This window comes from Tenacibaculum sp. AHE14PA, assembly GCF_019278465.1.
In the GTDB taxonomy this organism is placed as follows: Bacteria; Bacteroidota; Bacteroidia; order Flavobacteriales; family Flavobacteriaceae; genus Polaribacter; species Polaribacter bernardetii.
The window spans coordinates 2,468,304-2,487,862 of the sequence record NZ_CP058983.1; the positions used below are offsets into that span (position 1 = coordinate 2,468,304).

General features: G+C 31.5%; 15 protein-coding genes and 2 tRNA genes. 10 read left to right on the forward strand and 7 right to left on the reverse strand.

The genetic code is table 11. The features are described from left to right. The first annotated feature begins 14 nt into the window (after positions 1-14). Positions 15-1,427: a P-loop NTPase fold protein gene (locus H0I30_RS11365; RefSeq protein ID WP_218771978.1), complete on the forward strand. Its 1,413-nt coding sequence runs from the start codon at positions 15-17 to the stop codon at positions 1,425-1,427. Between the two features lie 3 nt (positions 1,428-1,430). Here the strand turns inward: H0I30_RS11365 and H0I30_RS11370 are convergent, their stop codons facing one another. Together H0I30_RS11370 and polA are read right to left on the reverse strand one after the other, a co-directional pair. Continuing rightward, entirely contained in the window at positions 1,431-1,820 is a 390-nt protein-coding gene (locus tag H0I30_RS11370) for a hypothetical protein (protein WP_218771979.1), read from the reverse strand. Between the two features lie 12 nt (positions 1,821-1,832). Further along, the gene (gene polA / locus H0I30_RS11375) at positions 1,833-4,673 is read right to left on the reverse strand and encodes a DNA polymerase I (RefSeq protein ID WP_218771980.1); all 2,841 of its coding nucleotides are present in this window, start codon (positions 4,671-4,673) and stop codon (positions 1,833-1,835) included. A 106-nt stretch (positions 4,674-4,779) separates the two neighbouring features. Between polA and H0I30_RS11380 the strand changes: the two genes are divergently transcribed. Together H0I30_RS11380 and H0I30_RS11385 are read left to right on the forward strand one after the other, a co-directional pair. Continuing rightward, positions 4,780-6,003, forward strand: coding sequence for a metallophosphoesterase (locus H0I30_RS11380; RefSeq protein ID WP_218771981.1), 1,224 nt, complete (start codon positions 4,780-4,782; stop codon positions 6,001-6,003). A gap of 85 nt (positions 6,004-6,088) precedes the next feature. Next, positions 6,089-6,382, forward strand: a complete 294-nt coding sequence (locus H0I30_RS11385; protein ID WP_218771982.1) for a co-chaperone YbbN — start codon at positions 6,089-6,091, stop codon at positions 6,380-6,382. A 177-nt stretch (positions 6,383-6,559) separates the two neighbouring features. Here the strand turns inward: H0I30_RS11385 and H0I30_RS11390 are convergent, their stop codons facing one another. Further along, a complete protein-coding gene (locus tag H0I30_RS11390; RefSeq protein WP_218771983.1) occupies positions 6,560-9,679 on the reverse strand; it encodes a DUF2723 domain-containing protein in 3,120 nt (1,039 codons plus the stop codon). 182 nt (positions 9,680-9,861) lie between these two features. Between H0I30_RS11390 and H0I30_RS11395 the strand changes: the two genes are divergently transcribed. Beyond that, positions 9,862-9,933: transfer RNA gene (locus tag H0I30_RS11395), tRNA-Gln, on the forward strand. Positions 9,934-10,027: 94 nt separating this feature from the next. Continuing rightward, positions 10,028-10,099: transfer RNA gene (locus H0I30_RS11400), tRNA-Gln, on the forward strand. 58 nt (positions 10,100-10,157) lie between these two features. Here the strand turns inward: H0I30_RS11400 and H0I30_RS11405 are convergent. After that, positions 10,158-10,505, reverse strand: a complete 348-nt coding sequence (locus tag H0I30_RS11405; RefSeq protein WP_218771984.1) for an arsenate reductase family protein — start codon at positions 10,503-10,505, stop codon at positions 10,158-10,160. A gap of 43 nt (positions 10,506-10,548) precedes the next feature. Between H0I30_RS11405 and H0I30_RS11410 the strand changes: the two genes are divergently transcribed. Both H0I30_RS11410 and H0I30_RS11415 read left to right on the forward strand, forming a co-directional pair. Beyond that, on the forward strand, positions 10,549-11,004 hold the full coding sequence (locus tag H0I30_RS11410) for a DinB family protein (protein ID WP_218771985.1): 456 nt from the start codon (positions 10,549-10,551) through the stop codon (positions 11,002-11,004). A gap of 46 nt (positions 11,005-11,050) precedes the next feature. Then, positions 11,051-12,199, forward strand: a complete 1,149-nt coding sequence (locus H0I30_RS11415; RefSeq protein ID WP_218771986.1) for a cystathionine gamma-synthase — start codon at positions 11,051-11,053, stop codon at positions 12,197-12,199. A gap of 92 nt (positions 12,200-12,291) precedes the next feature. On the opposite strand, the gene H0I30_RS11420 is transcribed toward H0I30_RS11415, so the two are convergent. Together H0I30_RS11420 and fbp are read right to left on the reverse strand one after the other, a co-directional pair. After that, positions 12,292-12,900: a superoxide dismutase gene (locus tag H0I30_RS11420; protein ID WP_218771987.1), complete on the reverse strand. Its 609-nt coding sequence runs from the start codon at positions 12,898-12,900 to the stop codon at positions 12,292-12,294. A 123-nt stretch (positions 12,901-13,023) separates the two neighbouring features. Beyond that, positions 13,024-14,058 carry a class 1 fructose-bisphosphatase gene (gene fbp, locus H0I30_RS11425; RefSeq protein WP_218771988.1) on the reverse strand — a complete coding sequence of 345 codons (1,035 nt, stop codon included), beginning with the start codon at positions 14,056-14,058 and terminating at the stop codon, positions 13,024-13,026. 158 nt (positions 14,059-14,216) lie between these two features. Between fbp and H0I30_RS11430 the strand changes: the two genes are divergently transcribed. From H0I30_RS11430 to H0I30_RS11440, 3 genes are read left to right on the forward strand one after another with little or no spacing between them, the layout of a single operon-like run. Next, the gene (locus H0I30_RS11430; RefSeq protein WP_218771989.1) at positions 14,217-14,702 is read left to right on the forward strand and encodes a GNAT family N-acetyltransferase; all 486 of its coding nucleotides are present in this window, start codon (positions 14,217-14,219) and stop codon (positions 14,700-14,702) included. After that, positions 14,689-15,933, forward strand: a complete 1,245-nt coding sequence (locus H0I30_RS11435; RefSeq protein ID WP_218771990.1) for an aspartate kinase — start codon at positions 14,689-14,691, stop codon at positions 15,931-15,933. The genes H0I30_RS11430 and H0I30_RS11435 overlap by 14 nt, the downstream gene beginning before the upstream one ends. Before the next feature lie 56 nt (positions 15,934-15,989). Then, the gene (locus H0I30_RS11440) at positions 15,990-17,798 is read left to right on the forward strand and encodes a lysophospholipid acyltransferase family protein (protein ID WP_218771991.1); all 1,809 of its coding nucleotides are present in this window, start codon (positions 15,990-15,992) and stop codon (positions 17,796-17,798) included. 279 nt (positions 17,799-18,077) lie between these two features. On the opposite strand, the gene rseP is transcribed toward H0I30_RS11440, so the two are convergent. Further along, positions 18,078-19,424: an RIP metalloprotease RseP gene (rseP, locus tag H0I30_RS11445; RefSeq protein WP_218771992.1), complete on the reverse strand. Its 1,347-nt coding sequence runs from the start codon at positions 19,422-19,424 to the stop codon at positions 18,078-18,080. Positions 19,425-19,559: the final 135 nt, after the last annotated feature.

Genomic DNA, 19,559 nt, shown 5'->3' on the forward strand with positions numbered 1-19,559 from the left:
TTATAAAAAAAGCTATGTCAAAACTTTTGTCAAATTTACCAATTGAAAATTTATCGGCAGAAAACGATTATATAGGTATTATAGAGAAAGGAGATTTAATAAAATCTTTTTTTCTTAGTAATAAGAATGAGTTTTCAGAAATTAAATTTTTTTCAATATATGGCGATTGGGGAAGCGGTAAGAGTACTTTAATGAAATACCTTGAAAAAGAATTAAAAGGGTCTTTTAATTCTTTTTTCTTTGAAGCTTGGCAATTTGAGAGTGATGCTAATTTAGCGAATTCACTTTTAGAGTTTTTGGCTAAAAAATCTAACACCAAGGTTGATGATTTTTTTAAAAACGGAAGCAAACTATTAGAAGGTTTTGCAAAATCTGTAACTTTTAAAACTTCTTTTGCAAATTTTAGTGCTAAAGAAATGCTTGATCATGTCGATAATCAAACCTTTTTTGAGTTAAAAGAACGGTTTTCTAAAGATTTTATTAATTGGGAAACTCAAATTACTAAAAGAGAAAAAGCACCAAAATATAATATTGTTTTTATTGATGACTTAGATAGATGCGAGCCTGAAAATGTATTGAATTTGCTGTCAGCAATTAAATTATTCTTCACCTTTGGTAAAAAAACAATTTTCTTATGTGGTATTGATAAAAAAGCGGTTACAGAAGCGGTAAAAACTAAATACGGAGCAGTTGTTAAGGCAAATGAATATTTAGAAAAAATTTTTGACATTTCTTTTTCAATGCCAGAGTATGCAGATGTTTCAAAACTCGTTAACCAGTATTTTGATAATTCTGAAAAAGTAAAAAACGAAAATTTAAGTGATTTAATAAATACTTTTTTTGAGAGGATTCATTTTCAAAACCCAAGAAGAATAAAGAAAATTCTTAATAAATACTTAATTATTAATAGACTAAAAGAAAGTGATGTGTCAGGTAGTTTAACCTTGCCAAATATTATTCAGAATAACTCAGGAACTCTTTTCGAAACTTATTTGACTTTATACTTGCTAATTTTAAAGGAATTTGAGCCAAAGAATTACAAATTGTTATTTAATTTCAGTGCAAAAAGAGTAAAATACAATGAAGCTTTAAGGAAAAATTATAATTCAGGCAATGAACTTAAACTTGCTTCTGCAAGTATTTTTAACCACGTAGATGAGAAATTAATTAATTCTAAAATTAGTGTTTTAAGTAGTGGTAAACTTAAGGATATAATTTACACTTTTTCTCCACCAAAAGTTGACAATATGAAATCCCTTGCCTTTAGCAGAATAGATAATTATTTAGAAGACTTTAATATTTTGAATAAAAGTTACGAGTATTATTTTACACTATTCATATTTCAGAATGAAAATTTATTAAATAATAATCCAGAATCGGAATACACTTTATTGGATTATAAAAAAATGATAGCTAACTTAATCTAATAATTACTCATCATAAGACGTTGCACTAGGGCAGAATAATAATTCGGTTGGATTGTCGATATCATATAAATATTGATAACTCCTTGAGTCTTTATTGCAATAAGGTTCTATCAGTTTTAGCATCGTATTAAATCCGTTTAAAGTTAATACGCAGAAAAACGTTTCACTGTCTTTCGTAAGTATTCCTTCGTCAGATTTAAACAAACCGAAAATTAAATTACAATTACGAGGTTCTATGAAGTCAACTTCAGCTAAATCTAATTTTTGTCTTTTTTCAACAATAGTTTCTTTAATTAAATCCCTAAATTTAATCGCCTCGGTTTTGTCGAAATTGTATAAACGAACAACATGTTCATCAAAACCATTTACATTTTCTATATAATCTAACTCCATCTTCTTTCTTAATTAATGTGCTTGTAGCCAATTTTCTCCTTCACCAATTTCAACATCTAAAGGAACAGCCATTTTAAAGGCATTTTCCATTTCTTCCTTAATTATTGGTTTAATAATTTCTAACTCGTCTTTATGCGCATCAAAAACCAATTCATCATGCACTTGTAATAGCATTTTCGATTTAAAACCTTCTTTTTTAAATCGATTGTAAATGTTAATCATGGCTAATTTAATAATATCGGCAGCACTTCCTTGTATAGGCGCATTTACTGCGTTACGTTCTGCAGCACCACGAACAATAGCATTTTGAGAATTGATGTTTTTTAAATACCTACGACGGTTTAAAACGGTTTCTACATAGCCGTTTTCACGAGCAAAATCTACTTGTGCTGCCATGTAATTACGTAATTTAGGATACGTTTCATAATAGGTATCAATTAATGCTTTCGCTTCTTTACGAGATAAGTCGGTTTGATTACTTAATCCGAAGGCAGAAACACCATATACGATTCCAAAATTTACTGTTTTTGCATTGCTTCGCTGTTCGCGAGTAACTTCACTTAACGGAACATTAAAAACTTTTGCAGCGGTAGAATCGTGAATATCTTCGCCATTTTTAAAGGCTTCAATCATGGTTTCTTCTTCACTTAAAGCAGCAATAATTCGCAATTCAATTTGAGAATAATCCGCAGCAACTAATACATGGTTTTCATCTCTAGGAATAAAAGCTTTACGAACCTCTTGTCCGCGTTTTGTACGAATAGGAATGTTTTGTAAGTTCGGGTTATTAGAACTCAATCTTCCTGTTGCCGCAACTGCTTGCGCGTATGAAGTATGAATACGACCGGTTTTAGTGTTTATCTCATTTGGTAAAGCATCTACATAAGTGCTTTGTAATTTTTTATACTGACGATATTCTTGAATATCTCTAATAATTTGATGCTCTTTTGCTAAGAAAGATAACACATCTTCGGCAGTAGAATATTGCCCTGTTTTTGTCTTTTTAGGCTTCTCTACCAATTGCATATTTTCAAACAAAACAATACCCAATTGTTTTGGTGAAGCAATGTTAAACTCTTCGCCGGCTTGCTCGTAAATACTTTTTTCTAAACGTTCAATATCGTTTGCTAAATCAACCGAAAGCTCTTTTAAGAAAGGAATATTTAAGTTGATTCCCTCTATTTCCATAGCTGTTAAAACCGAAACTAACGGAGTCTCAATCGTGTTAAATAATTTAGTAACGTTTCCGCTTTCTAATTCATTGGTAAAATGTTCTTTTAACTGCAAAGTAATATCGGCATCTTCAACGGCATATTCGGTTTGTTTAGCAGTATCAACAGTTCGCATAGAAAGTTGATTTTTCCCTTTTTTACCAATCAATTCTGTAATAGGAACAGGCTGATAATTTAAATAGGTTTCTGCTAAAATATCCATTCCGTGTCGCATATCAGGGTTTATTAGATAATGCGCAATCATGGTGTCAAATAATTTTCCTTTTACAGGAATATTGTAGTTTGATAAAACTTTGATGTCATATTTTAAATTATGACCAATTTTTTCAATCGTTGATGTTTCAAAAAAAGCACGAAATTCTTCTAAAATTGCAGCTGTTTCTTCTTGATCTTCTGGAAAAGAAACATAATATCCTTTGCCAATTTCCCAAGAAAAAGAAATCCCGATTAATTCAACTTCTAGCGCTTTTAAACCTGTAGTTTCTGTATCAAAACAAACAGATTCTTGTTGCATTAACTTGTTTAATAATAGCTTTCTTGATAAAGGAGAGTTTACATGCTGATAAAGATGCTTGGTGTTGTTAATGTTTCTGTAACCAGAAGCAATTTCAACCTCGGTAATAGTTCCGGCACCCGGAGCAGCAAATAAATCGAATTGTCCAGCAGTACTTTTATCAGCTACTTTTTTTGGTTTGGCAGCTGTTTTTTCATCTTTTTTTACTTCGGATGTATTTTCGGTAACCCCAAAAGCTTTTAAGAAATTATCAGTTAAACGACGGAACTCTAAATTGGTGAAAATTTCTTTAGTTGCTTCGATATTTGGTTGGCACATTTCAAAATCTTCCTGATGAAATTCAACAGGAACATCCAACATAATCGTTGCTAATTCTTTTGATAAAATTCCAAGTTCGGCATTCGCTTCTACTTTTTCTTTCATTTTACCTTTTAAATCTGCTGTGTTTGCAAGCAGATTTTCCATTGAGCCATATTTTGCTAAAAACTTCTTAGCTGTTTTTTCACCAACACCAGGTAATCCGGGAATATTATCAACAGAATCTCCCATCATTCCTAAGAAATCAATCACTTGTTCTGGTCTTTCTACGCCAAATTTCTCTTGTACTTCGGGTATTCCCCAAGTTTCATACCCACCACCAAAACGTGGTCGATACATAAAAATATTTTCAGAAACTAATTGTGCAAAATCCTTATCGGGCGTTACCATATAGGTTTTATAACCTTCTTTTTCGGCTTTTTTAGCTAAAGTTCCAATAATATCATCGGCTTCATATCCTGTTTTTATAATAGCAGGAATATTCATTGCTTTTAAAATTTCTTCGATATACGGTACTGCAATTTTTATCGCCTCTGGCGTTTCTTGTCTGTTCGCTTTATACTCAGGAAAAGCATCCACTCTGGCAACCGATCCACCGCGATCAAAACATACTGCTAAATGATCTGGGCGTTCACGTTTTATAACATCTAATAACGAATTTGTAAAACCCAAAATTGCAGAAACATCCATTCCTTTCGAGTTAATTCGGGGGTTTTTTATAAAAGCGTAATATCCTCTAAATATTAATGCGAAAGCATCTAGTAAAAAAAGTCGTTTTTGATCTGCCATTTGTTTCTATAATTGAAGATTGTAAAACTACGAAACTTTAACAAGATGTTAAAAATTGATTTTCAATAATCAACCTATCTTTGTTCGACTTTTAAAAAAAATAAACATGTCTCGTTGGTTGCTATCAATTATAATTATTTCATTACTTATTGTTGCTTTTGAAGCCTATGCTTTTCAGGCAGTTAAGACCATAACAAAGAATAAATTTATTCGTTATGGATGGCTACTTTTAGGTTTGTTAGCGTATGTTAACTTTTTTTACGTGGTGTTTTCTTCGGATAGAAGCTCGGGGCAAACCCCGCAATTTCAAATGGCGGTAGGAGCGCTTTTGGTAGTGTTATTACCTAAGTTGTTTATTTTGATATTTATGATTGGTGAAGATGTAGTTCGGTTGATAGGAAAGGGAATTTCTTTTTTATCATCAAACGAAACAAAACCTTTAGCGGGCAGGAGGGCTTTTGTGGCTAAACTAGCTTTGGGTATTGCTGCGATTCCGTTTGCTAGTATATTGTATGGTATTTTTAGAGGTAAGTACAATTATAAAGTGATAAAATATCAATTGTCGTTTAAAGATTTGCCAGAAGCTTTTGACGGATTTACAATTACACACATAACAGATATACATTCGGGTAGTTTTACGAATAAAGAAGAAATATCTTATGGTGTTGATTTAATTAACGAACAAAAATCAGATATGATTTTATTTACAGGAGATCTTGTAAATAATTTTGCTTACGAAATGGATGAATGGATTGATGTTTTTAAGAAAATAGCTGCTCCTGTTGGTAAATATGCTGTTTTAGGAAATCATGATTACGGAGATTATTCTAAATGGAAAACTGAGGAAGATAAGGCTGAAAATTTTAATGCGATAAAAGAACTGCATCCGAAAATTGGGTTCGATTTATTACTGAATGAAAATAAATATATAGAAAAAGACGGACAAAGAATAGCCTTGGTTGGTGTAGAAAATTGGGGAAAAGGTTTCAATCAAAAAGGAGATCTTAAAAAAGCATCCGAAGGAATAAAGAAAGAAGATTTTAAAATCTTAATGAGCCACGACCCGAGTCATTGGGAATATAAGGTGAAAAAAGACGATTTTAACTATCAGTTAACTTTAAGTGGACATACGCATGGTTTGCAATTCGGGATTGAAATACCAGGATGGATTAAATGGAGTCCGTCTCAATACGTATACAAACAATGGGCTGGTTTATACAATGAATTTGGGCGATATATTAATGTAAATAGAGGTTTTGGTTATCATGCTTTTCCTGGTAGAGTTGGTATTTGGCCAGAAATTACAGTAATTGAACTGAAAAAAGGTTGATTTTCAGTGTTTTTAACAAATGTTAATATCTAATTAGAAAAAAAACAGTAATTTTGAATGATATTACATGTAAATATTATATAGAATGACAAAGTTTGGTGAAATTATAAGTATAAATAAGCCAGTTTTAATTGATTTTTACACCGATTGGAGTGAGTTAGAGCCTAGTTTAGATACCCTTCGTGATGTTGCTGCTGCTTTAGGTGATAAGGCAAAAGTGATAAAGATTGATATCAGACAGAACGAAATTTTAGCAGAAGCTTTGCGCGTTAAAGGAAACCCTACGTTTATGATTTATAAACAAGGAGAGATGAAATGGCGTCAAACAGGAGAGCAAGATGCTAATACTTTAATTGGTTTAGTACAACAGTACGTTTAAGTTGTTGTTTTAAACTTAGGATATTCTTTAAAAGAATTATTTTTCTTAACTATCGTGAGAACGGTACTGTATTTTATTGCTGTAATCTTATCTCAAATGCATATAACATATTTATATAAAAAAGCAGCGCAACTAATTTTAGTTGCGCTGCTTTTTTTATATAATATACCTCAAAAATTAAGGTTTAATAGTGTCTAATTCTTGCGGAAACTGTTCTTGTTCCTCTTCGTCGGACATCAAGTGTTTAAACAAACGCGCATGATTTAAGTATCCTTCAAAAGCTTTTTTACCATAGTCCATATCTTTATCATACTTCGTAACTTGTTGTATGATATTCTGATACATATATAAGTTAGTTTCTAAATTATCAAGAATTAAATCAACATCACTATCTTTAAAAGTGCTGTAATATTTTAATTTTTGTTGAAAAACATTTATTAATGTTTCCGCAGTTTCGCGTGCTTTGTCTTTATCTCCTATACGATAGTATAATTCAGGATATCCTAAAGAAATACTATAATGCCCAAAATCGTTGATTGGCATTTTGTATAATGATAAATCTAATACATCTTTCGCGTTAACAGAATCACCTTCTTTTAAGAACTCTTCAGATAAACGCATTAAGTTGTTACGAATAGATATCGCGTTACGCTTGCTTTGTTCATCTAAATAAATTTCACCATTGTTTATGGTTTTCCAATCCCATTTTTTAACGTTGTCATACATTTTTTTAGGATCGATGCGTCCCATGTCGAATATAGATTTTCCTCTGTTAGATGTTTTGATTGGTACTAATTTGTAAGACATTCCATCTAATTGTAAATAATCTTTCAACCAAATATACTCTTCATCAGCATTGGCGCCACCGGTAAAATAAATTGGGCGTTTCCAATCGAAATTATTTAAAATATCGAGCATTAAGATTCTATTTTTTGTTAAACCTTGCTCATCAACAGTAATATCTATGTAGTCTAAAATTTTATCAGCATCTTTCTGTGCTACCAATCCTGTTTTTAAAACATTTTCTTTGTTTACAGGAATTCTAATTCTGTTGGTTGGGTAAAACTTTTCTTTAGAGTCTTCAGTAACTTCTAAATATGTAGCATCATTATCGCTTGCAATCCATCGCATAAAATCTTTAATAGGAAGAACTGAGTCTTTTAACTGAGGCAGTGGGTAATAATAGGCAACGTCTAAAGTTCCGTATTTATACTGGTCGTGTGTTAATTGCGACGGAATAGGATCTGCTTCATAGGTTTTCTTTTTCATCTGGTCGATATACCAAGCCGTTTGAAAAAGACTAGTATTTACAATCTTAATATCTTGTCGCACGCCTTCTACCTGCTGCATGTACCAAAGCGGAAAAGTATCATTATCTCCAATAGTAAAAATTATAGCATTTGGGTCGCAACTTTCTAAATACGTTTGTGCGTTTAGTTGAGATACATAACGATCACCTCTATCATGATCATCCCAGTTCTGAACGCCCATTAAAACAGGAACCGCTAATAGTGAAACGGCTGAAACGGCAATTGCAACGGTTCTTTTGTTTGCGTAACTTTTTAGGTAATCATATAATGCGAATACTCCAAAACCTATCCAAATAGCAAATACATAAAACGATCCTACTACGGCGTAATCACGTTCACGAGGCTCAAAAGGCTTTGGGTTGGTATAAAATATAATAGCAAAACCAGTAAAAGCAAAGAATAGGGCAAGGGTGTATAAATTCTTTTTGTCTTTTTTAGATTGATAAAACAAACCAATTAATCCTAAAATTAAAGGTAAGAAGAAGTATTTGTTACGTCCTTTGTTGTTTTCAATGTCGTCTGGTAGGTTTTGTTGCGATCCTAAGCGCATTTCATCAATAAAATTTATTCCGCTTAACCAATTACCATTTTCAATATCTAAATGTCCTTGTGCATCATTTTGCCTTCCAACAAAATTCCACATAAAATAGCGTCCGTACATGTATCCGAATTGATAATCAATCATGAATTTCATGTTTTCTACAAACGTAGGTCGTCTTTTACTTCGGGCAGGAATTCCGGCAATTCTTTTGTATTCTTTTTCCGACGCAGGATTTACCATACGAGGTATAAAACCTTTGTGTTTGCTAGAATAGTTTGGCAATACGTTCTTGTATTTATTTACAATAACATATTTTCCGTCTTTCTTTTCGTATTTAGGTTTATCGTCTTTATACGGTTGATCTGCATCTTGCGTTCTGTCGTAAGAAACAGAATAATACTTGTCATAAAAAACATTCGCATCACCATATTGTTCACGGTTATAATAGGCTAATAATTCACGTGCGCTTGACGGATTGTTTTCGTTAATAACCGTATCTGCATTTGCACGAATTGGTAACATTAACCAAGACGAAAAACCAATCATAATAAATAGTACAGACAGCACAAGAGTGTTTGCCATTACTAAGTTTTTTGTACGTGTATATTTTAATCCGAAGAAAAATAAGGCGATTAAAACAATACCAGCAATAATGGTTCCTGTATTATATGGTAATCCTATTTGATTGATGAAAAACAATTCTGAAACACTAAAAAATTTGAGTGTAAACGGAAATAAAAATTTAAAAACAAAAGCTAAAACAAGTATTGAAATAAGTGTTGCGATTGCAGTTGTTTTTATATTGATGTTATTGTAGGTTTTAAAGAAATATAATAAAACAATAGAAGGAATTACTAAAAGTGATAAAATATGTACTCCGAATGAAAGTCCTACCACAAAACTAATTACTACCAACCATTTGTTTCCTCTAGGCGTATTTATTTCACTTTCCCATCTTAATCCTAGCCAAAATAATAAAGCCATTAAAAAAGATGACATTGCATACACTTCACCTTCTACGGCACTAAACCAAAAACTATCAGAAAATGTATAAGCTAAAGCACCAACTAATCCGCTTCCTAAAACAGCAATAGCTTCGTTTTTACTGAATTTACCATTCTTAATTGCCATTTTTTTAGCTAAGTTGGTAATGGTCCAAAACATAAATAAAATTGTAAATGCACTGGCTAAACCAGACATGAAGTTTACCATTTTTGCCCACTGACTTGGGTCGTTACTAAACATGGCAAAAAATGCACCTAACATTTGAAATAACGGCGCTCCTGGTGGATGCCCAACCTCTAGTTTTACTGCGGTAGAAATGTATTCTCCACAATCCCAAGAACTAACTGTAGGCTCTAAGGTTAGTGTATATGTGATTAATGCCACGGCAAATGAAAACCATCCTAAAAGGACATTCCATTTTTTGTAGTTAAATTCGTTCATAGTTTTCTGTATAATAAAGTACGAAAGTATTAATTACTGTTGGTTTTTTACTGAAAACAAAAATATAATTTTGAGATAGTTAACGAACAAAAAGTGGATATAAAATTGTGTTAAATGAAAAAAAGCATAAAAAATTTGCCGAAATAAAACTTTGTATTATATTTGCACCCGCAATAAGTTATTGGCCTATGGTGTAATTGGTAACACACCGGTTTTTGGTACCGACATTCAAGGTTCGAGTCCTTGTAGGCCAACTTAATCCTTACGAAGTTCGTGAGGATTTCTTATAAAAACTGATTATTCTGTTTTAATTTTAAAACATTGTTTTTATATTTGTAAATAACTTATTGGCCTATGGTGTAATTGGTAACACACCGGTTTTTGGTACCGACATTCAAGGTTCGAGTCCTTGTAGGCCAACAAAAAAGCTTCTTAATCGTAAGATTTTGAAGCTTTTTTTAGTTTACTAAGTATTTTTTTAATTGACTACTTCTTTTAGCGCTTCGATGACTTTTTTACTATTTCCAATAAAAATTTTATCAGCAACTATAAAAACAGGACGCTTTAAAAAAGTATATTCTTCTAAAATAAACTGTTTGTACTCGTCTTCGGTAATTGTTTTGTTCTTTAAATCTCGTTCTTTGTATAACCTAGCTCTTTTATTAAACAAACTTTCATAGCTATCTGTTAGCTTTCTCATTTCTTCTAGCTGATTAATAGTTACAGCATTTGTTTTTATTTCATGCTTTTCAAATCCGTCAATATTTACTTCTTTTAATATACGTCGGCAAGTATCACAAGTTTGTAAAAAATATACTTTCTTCATGGTTTAATAATTATCTTTGATGTACGCTAAAATAAGTAGAATAATGAACAAGCAATTTGAAATTTTAAAAAAATCGAGAGAATTAATTTTAAAAAAAATCGATCATTTATCAATAGAACAATTACATAAAATTCCTGAAGGATTTAAAAATAATATTGCATGGAATGTTGCTCACTTGGTAGTAACACAGCAATTATTGAATTATAAATTATCGGGCTTAAACTGTTTGGCTTCTGATGAGTTAATAGAAGCTTATAAAAAAGGAACGTTACCTACAGAAACATTTTCAGAAGAAGAGTTTGAAGAGGTAAAAGAATTGTTAGTAGGATTACCAGATACGTTGCAGGAAGATTATGAAGCTGGAATTTTTACTGAATTTAATGAGTATGAAACAAGCCTTGGTTTTACGTTAGACTCTATTGAATCAGCAATTTCTTTTAATAACTTACATGAAGGAATTCATTTAGGAACTATAATGGCTTTATTAAAGTTAGTGTAAATACTTATTGATTTAATTAAGAATTTGTTTTTAAATTTAGATAAAGATGAAATTCAACACAAAAACAATACACGGCGGTCAGGAGCATGAAGAGGCTACAGGTGCTGTAATGCCACCTATTTTTCAAACCTCTACATATGCGCAATCTAGCCCAGGAGTTCATAAAGGTTATGGATACTCTAGAGGAGAAAATCCGTCACGAACTGCGCTCGAAAAAGCTTTTGCTTCGTTAGAAAACGGAACACACGGTTTTGCTTTTTCATCAGGTTTAGCAGCAATCGATTGTGTTTTAAGAACCTTAAACCCCGGTGATGAGGTTATTGCAGGTGATGATTTATATGGCGGAACGTATCGATTATTTACTAGAATGTTTGAGAAATATGGCTTAAACTTTAAGTTTGTTGATACAGATATTGTTGAAAATATAACAAATGCAATATCAGAAAACACCAAGTTAGTTTGGTTAGAAACACCAACTAATCCGTTAATGAAAATAGCAGACATAGCATTGATAACTAAAGCTGTAAAGGCTATAAAATCTACTGTTTTAGTAGGTGTTGATAATACATTTGCAACGCCATATTTACAACGTCCTTTAGATTTAGGTGCAGATATAACAATGCATTCTGCAACAAAATATTTAGGCGGGCATTCCGATTTAATAATGGGAGCCCTAATGGTTAAAGACGCTAAGTTGGCAGAAGAGTTACATTTTATACAATTTGCTGCTGGTGCTATCGCAGGCCCGATGGATTCATTTTTAGCTTTAAGAGGTATTAAAACATTGCATTTACGCATGCAGCGTCATTGTGAAAACGGTAAAGCTATAGCAGCATATTTAGTGAAACACCCAAAAGTAAGTGATGTTTATTATCCAGGTTTAGCGAATCATCCAAACCATGATATCGCAAAAAAACAAATGGATGATTTTGGCGGAATGGTTTCTTTCCGTTTAAAGGATGAAAGTAAACAGGCAGCTTTTACGTTTCTAGAGAATACTAAATTATTTACATTGGCAGAATCTTTAGGCGGTGTAGAAAGTTTGGTAAATCACCCTGTAACAATGTCGCACGGATCTATACCAGAAGAAGCGCGTTTAAAAATAGGAATTACAGATTCTCTTATCCGTTTGAGTGTTGGGGTAGAGGATATAACAGATTTAATTGCTGATTTAGAGCAAGCTCTTTTAAAATAGTTTGAGCGTTAAATATATAAGCAATAAAAAATCCGAAGTTTTTAAACTTCGGATTTTTTTATAAGCGTGAACTGTAAAAAGTAACAAGATTACTATTTAGCGTCAGCATATCTTTTTTCAACCTCGTTCCAGTTAATTACTTTAAAGAAAGCATCAATATAATCAGGACGACGGTTTTGGTAGTTTAAGTAATAAGCATGTTCCCAAACATCTAATCCTAAAATTGGAGTTCCGCCACAAGTTACCCCTGGCATTAATGGGTTGTCTTGGTTTGGAGTAGAACAAACTTCTACTTTTCCACCTGGATGCACACATAACCAAGCCCATCCTGAACCAAACTGAGTTGCAGCAGCCTTAGAAAAAGCTTCGATAAAAGCATCTTTAGATCCAAATTCAGCTTCAATAGCATCTTTTAAATCTCCTGATAAATAACCTCTATCTTTTGGATTCATTACTGTCCAGAATAAAGAGTGATTGTAAAATCCACCTCCATTATTACGAACTGCACCATTACTCATATCTAAATTAGCAAGAATATCTTCAATAGATTTTCCTTCTAAATCAGTACCAGCAACAGCAGCATTTAATTTTGTAGTATATCCGTTATGGTGTTTGCTATGGTGAATTTCCATAGTTTTAGCATCTATATTTGGTTCTAATGCATCATATGCATATCCTAATTTCGGTAAGTCAAAAGCCATAATTGTATGTTTTTTAATAAGTTAATAATTCATTAATATAATTGTAAATTTAACCCAAAAAAATAAGGCAAACAACTGTTTGCCTTATCGATAATTTATTTAGGTATAAATAATAGTTATTCTTTAGTAAGTTGGTTTTTCATCGGCAGAAAACTCATTCATAAATCCTTCGGCTTTTTCTACCATTTGTTTACTACCACAATAAAAAGGAACACGTTGGTGTAATTCGGTAGGGTTGATATCCATTATTCTTGTAAAACCATCAGTTGCTTTACCACCAGCTTGCTCACATATAAATGCCATAGGGTTACATTCGTATAATAAACGTAATTTACCGTTAGGTGTTATTTTTGTTGATGGATATACGTAAATTCCACCTTTAATCATGTTTCTATGAAAATCGGTAACTAATGAACCCACGTAACGAGCGGTATAAGGCCTGTTATCAGCTTCGTTTAATTCTTTACAGTGAATTAAAAAACGCTTCATTCCTTCTTGAAAATACGTAAAATACCCTTCGCTTACTGAGTATATTTTACCAATTTCAGGAAATTGCATATTTGGATGAGATAAGTAAAAAGTACCGATAGCTGGATTTAATGTAAACCCGTTTACGCCATTACCAGTTGTAAAAACTAACATTGTAGAGGTACCGTAGGCAACATAACCTGCAGCCACTTGTTCGCTTCCTTTTTGTAAAAAATCTTCTTTAGTAACAGGTGTGCCGTCTGGAGAAACTCTTCTGTAAATAGAAAAAATGGTTCCAACAGATACGTTTACATCAATATTAGATGAACCATCTAAAGGATCCATCAATAACACATATTTGTTTTCGTTTGTTTTACTTTGACCTTCAACAATTACAAAATCATCTTCTTCTTCGCTTGCAATACCACAAACAATTTCACGGTTAATTAGTGTTTGTTTAAAAAGATCATTAGCCAAAACATCTAGTTTTTGCTGTGCTTCACCTTGAATATTAACATCACCGGCTGCACCAGTAATATCAACTAACCCTGCTTTTCTAATTTCGTGGTTTACCACTTTGGCAGCCAGTCGTATAGAGTTTATTAAACGAGATAACTCTCCCGAAGAATATTTAAAATCTCTTTGATTTCCAATAATAAACTCTCCAAGAGTCATGTGCTTGTTATTCATGTCGAATTTTTGTGTTGTGTACAAAGATGCCAACTTTTTTACGTTTCTACAACGATTTAGTATTTTAAAATTTTTAACAAAAACATACGATGTGTTTTAATTTCCTATTTGTTTTAAAGGAATATTATAAAAATTATCTTTACACAAAAATTTTTATAATGAGTTTTAAAGTTAGATCAGGAGAAAAAAAAGATGCGGCATCAATACTTAATTTAATTGTTGAATTAGCTGTTTTTGAAAAAGAACCTAATGCGGTAGAAATTACTGTTGATGATATAATTCGTGATGGATTTTCAAATAAACCTAAATTTAAAACGTTCGTAGCAGAAGAGTTAGATGGTACAATTGTAGGAATGGCACTTTTTTATGAGCGTTATTCTACATGGAAAGGGAAAACACTTCATTTAGAAGATTTAATGGTTACTGAAGCTAAAAGAGGAATAGGAGCAGGAAAAAAATTATATACTTCAATTATGAAATATGCACAAGAAAACAGCTTTAAAAGAGTTGCTTGGGAGGTGTTAGACTGGAATGTAAATGCGATAGAGTTTTATAAAAACACAGGCGCAACAGTATATGACCAGTGGAGAGTTTGCCATATGAATGAACAAAGCTTAACACAATTTTGCAATGAGAATATTTAAGTTTGGTGGTGCATCGGTAAAAGACGCTGATGGAGTAAAAAATGTAAGTCGTGTTTTACAACAAGAAGGTATAAATGGTGTATTGATTGTTATTTCTGCTATGGGGAAAATGACAAACGCTTTTGAGAAAATTATAGATGCGTATTTTTATAAAAAAGAAAATCTAAAAAGCACTATAGATTTTGTTGAAGATTTTCATAAAAAAATTATTGAAGACTTATTTCCAAAAAATCATCAAATTTATAATAAAGTAGATTCTTTATTAGGTGATTTAAGCGGTTTTATGGCTCGTAATAAATCACAAGAATACAATTATGTATACGATCAAATGATTGGGTATGGTGAGTTATTATCTACAAATATCGTAAGTGCATATTTATTAGAAATTGGAATAAACAATAAGTTTTTAGATGTAAGAGATTATATAAAAACAGATGTTAATTATAGAGATGCAAAAGTTAATTGGGAATTAACAGAGAAGATAATTAAAGAAAATGTAGTTACTTCACAATTAAATATAACTCAGGGTTTTATTGGTAGTGTTGGTGTAGAAACAACAACCTTAGGGAGAGAAGGTTCTGATTATACCGCAGGAATTTTTGCTTATTGTTTAGATGCCGAAAGTGTTACGATTTGGAAAGATGTTGATGGAGTTTTAAATGCAGACCCTCGTGTATTTACTAAAACAGAATTATTACATGAAATTTCGTATACCGAAGCTATAGAAATGGCTTTTTATGGAGCATCGGTAATTCATCCAAAAACAATTCAGCCATTAGAACAAAAAGACATTCCGTTATTTGTTCGTTCTTTTGATGATCTTTCTAATAAAGGAACTTGTGTTGGTAGAGGAAATAAAATAACACCCGAAGTTCCTTGTTTTATTGTGAAAAAAAATCAGATTTTGGTTTCGATATCAGCAAAAGATTTCTCTTTTATGGTAGAGAGTAATATTAGTGATATTTTTAAAAAACTAGATAATTATAACTTGAAAGTAAATCTAATTCAAAACTCAGCAATCAGTTTTTCGGTTTGTGTTGATGATAAGTACAACAACTTTGATGCTTTTTATAGCGATTTAAAGACAAAATTTAATATAAAATCTTATAAAGAGGTAACTCTTTATACTATTCGTCATTTTAATGAAGAAGCAATAAAAGAAATAAGAAAAAAAGGAAAATCGATTATTAGTCAGATTAATACTGAGACAGCGCAGTTGGTAATACAATAAAAAATGAAAATATCGCAAAATTCAGTTATATTTGCATTTATGCCAAATTTGAATTAATGGGATTAGTTACATCAAAAGAAATTGCTAAAGTTATTGGAGTTGATAAGTTCGGTGCTGCCGGAACTTTTTTGGGTTGGACGTTGATGAAAATTTTACGTATTTCTGCGGTTAACAGATTGTATGATAATAATAAGGATAAATCGGATTTAGATTTTTTAAACGGTCTTTTAGATGATTGTAAAATTGAGTTCGAAGTACCCGAAGAAGATTTTAAAAGAATTCCAAAAACAGGTCCTTTTATAACAATATCTAACCATCCCTTAGGAGGGATTGACGGTATTTTATTGTTGAAATTACTAGTTGAAAAAAGAGCAGACTATAAAATCATTGCCAACTTTTTATTACATAGAGCAGAGCCTTTAAAGCCTTATATAATGCCTGTAAATCCTTTCGAGAGCCGAAAAGATGCAAAATCTAGTGTGGCAGGTATTAAAGGAGCATTATTGCATTTACGTGAAGGAAAACCATTAGGTATTTTTCCAGCAGGAGAAGTTTCTACCTACCGAGATGGAAAATTAATGGTAGATAAACCTTGGGAAGAAGGAGCTGTGCGCTTAATTAAAAAAGCAAAAGTGCCTGTAATACCTATTTATTTTCATGCTAAGAACAGTCCGTTATTTTACGTGTTATCTAAAATTAGCGGTACGTTAAGAACGGCTAAACTTCCATCAGAAGTAATTTCAAGTAAAAAGAGAGTAATAAAAGTAAGGATAGGAAAACCTATTTCGGTAAAAGACCAAGAACAATATAAAGATATACCTTCTTTTTATGAGTTTATAAGAAGAAAAACATATATGTTGGCAAATCCGTTTGAGAAAGCTTCACAGAAAATTTTATCAAGCAAGAATTTAAAAATACCTAAAAAAATAAGTAAAATAACCTCTCAAAGAGTTCCTGATTTATTTATTAAGGAAGTAAACGACCTAAGAGAAAAAGGAAGTAGACTGTTACAAAGTAAGAATTACGAAGTGTTTTTTGCGAGCGCAAAAGAAATACCGAATCTTTTACATGAAATTGGTCGATTACGAGAAATTACTTTCAGAGAAGTAGGTGAAGGAACCAATAAAGCAATTGATTTAGATAAATTCGACAGGTATTATCACCACCTTTTCTTGTGGGATAATGTGCAAAATGAATTGGTAGGTTCTTATAGAATGGGTCTAGGTAAAGATATTTATAAAAAACATGGAATTAACGGTTTTTATATTCATACTTTATTTAGAATAGAGCCAGAGTTGTATCCGATGATGCAAAATACAATTGAATTAGGTAGGGCTTTTATAGCTAAAAGCTATCAACAAAAACCAATGCCTTTGTTTTTATTATGGAAAGGAATTGTGCATACAACATTACGATACCCAGAGTATAAATATTTAATGGGCGGAGTAAGTATTAGTAATCAGTTTTCTGATTTTTCTAAATCGTTAATGATTGAGTTTATGAAATCTCATTACTACGACCCGTATGTTGCACAGTACATTCATCCTAAAAAGGAATATAAAGTAAAGTTAAAGGATGCTGATAAAGATTTTGTATTTGATTCTACAGAAGCTGATATGCAGAAGTTTGATAAGATTATTGATGAAATTGAACCAGGAACATTACGTATGCCTGTTTTAATTAAGAAATATGTGAAGCAAAATGCACGTTTGGTTGCTTTTAACGTAGATCCTAAGTTTAATAACGCAATAGATGGTTTAATGTATATTAAGGTAGCAGAAATACCAGAAAGCACTGTAAAACCAGTAATGGAAGAATTTCAGGCCGAGCTAGAAAGACGCGCCACTGAAAACATGAATAAATAGTAGATTAACTACTTAGATAAACAAAAAAGCATTCTACTTGGTAGGATGCTTTTTTGTTGCTTAAAACGTAATAAAAAGAATTTTATATATGTTTTTTTTACCTTGAAGAGTTGTTTTTTTAAAGCAATAAAATAAGAGTGTTTAATTTTTTAATAATCATATTAGTCTTTTTATAAAAAAGAAAATAGTTTTATACTAAGTAATTTTACTACTGATATATAAACAGAAAAGCATCGTAAAAATTACGATGCTTTTCTGTTTTATAAAATTTAGGTTTCTTTATTTGAATAACCTAAAAATATCATTTCCGTTAGCAAATAGTAATAGAATAATAAGTAAAACAAAACCTGTTAACTGTGCATACTCTAAAAACTTGTCGCCAGGTTTTTTACCGGTAATCATTTCCCATAAGGTAAATACTACGTGTCCACCATCTAAAGCAGGTATCGGTAATAAATTCATAAAACCTAACATGATAGATAAGAAAGCGGTGATGTTCCAAAAAGATTGCCAGCTAAATTCAGCAGGAAATACGCTACCGATAGAAATAAATCCACCTAAACCTTTATAAGCACCTGTACTCGGGTTAAAAACCTTTTTCATTTGCTTAATATAGTTTGTTAAGGTAGTCCATGCTTTTGTTGTTCCGGCAGGAATCGCTTCACCAAAAGAATATGATTTCTCAGCTAATTCGTAATATCCTAATTTTTCTAAATCAGGTAACGATGCAGCTCCCCAAACAACCCCTAAGTTTCCGTGTTCAGAAACTTTAACAGGCACGTTTAAAACCTCTTTATTTCTTTTTAAAGTAACAGTAATGTCTTGCCCTTTTAAGCTTTTTAAAATAGGTTTTGCTTGATCGTAATATTTTATTGTTTGTCCGTTAATTGCAGTGATAATATCTTTTTTAAGAATATTTGCATCAGCATTTAATGAGTCTTTTTGTAAACCAGCAATTATGAAAGGATATCTTGGCGCGATAAAGCTACCAGCATTTTTACCGCGATCTATTAATTTAGAAATAAAATCAACAGGAATTACTTTTTCTACTTTTACACCATTTCTTTCAACAGTATAATTATTTCCATTAATAAACTCTAAAGGAAGTTCTCTAAATTTCTGAATTTGTTCACCATCAACAGAAAGTATTTTATCACCTGTTTGTAAACCTAAATCTTTACCTAACTGATCTTGTACCCAAATACCATCTTTTAAACTTTCGTTTGGTAAAAATTTTTCACCATAAGCATACATTAAGCAAATGTATATAACGATACCTAAAATAAAGTTTACAATTACACCACCTAACATAATTATTAAACGTTGCCATGCTGGTTTAGAACGAAATTCCCAAGGTTGTGGTGGTAATGCCATTTGCTCAGTATCCATACTTTCATCAATCATTCCAGATATTTTTACATATCCTCCTAACGGAATCCAACCAATACCATAAACAGTATCACCTATTTTCTTTTTGAATAATGAAAACTTATAATCGAAAAATAAATAGAACTTTTCTACTTTAGTTTTAAATATTTTAGCAGGAATAAAATGCCCTAATTCGTGTAAAACGATTAAAAGCGATAAGCTTAAAATAAATTGTGATGCTTTTATTAAAATTTCCATAAAGGTGTATATCTAAATTTAAAATCGGACAAATGTACGTTTTTCATAAGAGCTGTAAAAGTTTGTAGTATAGATGAGGTTTGGTTTTAACAAATCTTTTATGATATAAGATATATAAGCCTTGTTTTTAGTCGT